Origin of the sequence: Dietzia sp. DQ11-44 (genome assembly GCF_014145205.1) — a bacterium.
GTDB classification, from domain to species: domain Bacteria; phylum Actinomycetota; class Actinomycetes; order Mycobacteriales; family Mycobacteriaceae; genus Dietzia; species Dietzia natronolimnaea.
The window spans coordinates 1-2061 of record NZ_JAALEC010000252.1 but is presented as its reverse complement, the minus strand read 5'-3'; the positions used below and the strand labels follow the sequence as shown (position 1 = coordinate 2061).

1 protein-coding gene and 1 pseudogene are annotated in these 2061 nt (G+C 71.7%); both read right to left on the bottom strand.

The features are described 5' to 3' along the window. A pseudogene (locus G6018_RS07250) lies at nucleotides 1-218 on the bottom strand (acyl-CoA dehydrogenase); the annotation flags it as partial. Nucleotides 219-262: 44 nt separating this feature from the next. Then, nucleotides 263-2061: acyl-CoA dehydrogenase family protein (locus G6018_RS07245; RefSeq protein ID WP_182639263.1), on the bottom strand; the 1799-nt coding region annotated here is incomplete at its 5' end.

Sequence of the window (2061 nt, the reverse complement as noted above, 5' to 3'; positions counted from 1 at the left end):
TCCACCGAGAGGTCGTCGCCGCCGAGCGCCGCGGGCAGGCCCAGCGAGAGCAGGCCCGATCCGGCGAACGCCGACCACAGTCGCTCGTCGTATCCGGCGTCGGCGACACCGCGACTGGGCAGGGCGGTGAGCAGCTCATCGGCCGGGGCGGCCGTGGTGAGCGCCCCGGCCACGGCCTCGGCGACGGCGACCTGGGTCTCGGTACGGGTGAAGTCCACGTCAGATCAGTCCTTAGTCGGGAGAGGGTCGGGCACGGGTTCGATCAGTCCCTGGGCAGGCCGAGGATGCGTTCCCCGACCACGTTGAGCAGCACCTGCTCCGTGCCGCCGGCGATGGACAGGCAGCGCACCATGAGGAACTTGCGCCCCTGCTCGGTGAACTCGACCCCGCCGGTGCCGGTGAGCTCGAGTCCGAACTCGGCGATGTCCTGACGGTGGCGCACGCCCACGATCTTGCGGACGGACGACTCGGCGCCCGGGCCGGAGCCGGAGAGGGTCCGCAGGGCGGTGCGCAGGTCGAGCAGACTCCCCACCACGCCGTCGGCCACGTGCTTACCGAGCTCGTCCAGCACCAGGGCGTCGTCCTCCGCCCCCGCCGCGCGGATGAGGCCGACGATCTCCTCGGCGGCGTCGCCGAGGGAGGAACCGCCGCCCATGGCCACCCGCTCGTTGGCCAGGGTCGTGCGGGCGATCTTCCAGCCGTCGTTCACCTGGCCCACCTGGAACTCGTCGGGGACGAACAGGTCCTCGAGGTAGACCTCGTTGAACAGTGCCTCGCCGGTGATCTCGCGCAGCGGCCTGGTCCGGATGCCCTCGGACTTCATGTCCACGAGGAAGTAGGTGATGCCCTTGTGCTTGGGGGCGTCGGGATCGGTGCGGGCCAGGCACATCGCCCAGTCGGCCTCGCGCGCCAGGGACGTCCACACCTTCTGCCCGTTGATCCTCCACCCGCCGTCGACCTTCTCGGCGGTCGCGCGCAGCGCGGCGAGATCGGAACCGGCGCCGGGCTCGGAGAAGAGCTGGCACCACTTGATCTCGCCGGCCATGGTGCCGCGCACCAGCAGGTCGGCGTGCTCGGGCGCGGCCTGGAGGATCGTCGGGACGGCCCAGCCGCCGATGGTGATCTCGTGCCGGGTCACGCCCGCCGACTCGAGTTCCTCGTCGATGAGGAGCTGCTCGGCGGGCGAGGCCCCCAGTCCCCACGGCTCGGGCAGATGCGGCATGAACAGGCCCGTGTCGGCCAGGGCCCGCTTGCGCTCGTCACCGGACACCGCGGCGACCTTCGCCACGAGGGTCCTGATCTCCTCACGCCTGGCGTCCAGACCCTCGACCTCCGTCAGGTCGATCTCGAGGTGTCGGCGCGTGCCCGCCAGGGTGAGCTCGGCCAGCGAGCGCCGCCAGCGGGCCGAACCACCGATCGCCTGGCGCAGTGCGCCCGCCCGCCGCATGTAGAAGTGGGCGTCGTGCTCGAAGGTGAAGCCGATGCCGCCGAGGATCTGGATGCAGTCCTGGGAATTGCGCACGGCGTTGTCGAACGCCAGGGCCCCGGCCACCGCCGCCGCGACGGGCAGCTCCGAGTCCTCGGCGAGCAGGTCCTCGGCGGCCGACGCGGCGTCCCACGCCAGGGCGCGGATCTGCTCGGTGCGGCAGAGCATGTCGGCCGCCAGGTGCTTGATGGACTGGAACGACCCGATGGTCCGGCCGAACTGTTCGCGGATCTTGGCGTACTCGACAGCGGTGGTGAGCGTGTAGTCGGCGACCCCGGCGGCCTCCGCGGCGGCGAGGGTCACGAAGAGCTGGTGGACGAGGTCCGTGGTGATGCCGTCGAGGATCCGGTCGGCCGGGATCCGCACGTCCTGCAGGGATACGTGACCGATGGAGGCCGACAGGTCGTAGGGGGTCGCGGGGGTCACGGAGAGCCCCTCGGTGTCCCCGTCGAGCAGGGCCCACCGGGTCCGCCCGTCCACCTCGACCGGCAGGAGGATCCCGCCGCCCGTGGTCCCGCCGTAGGCGACACCAGGATCGCCGGTCACCGTGGTCGATCCCGCTGTGTCCGAGCCCG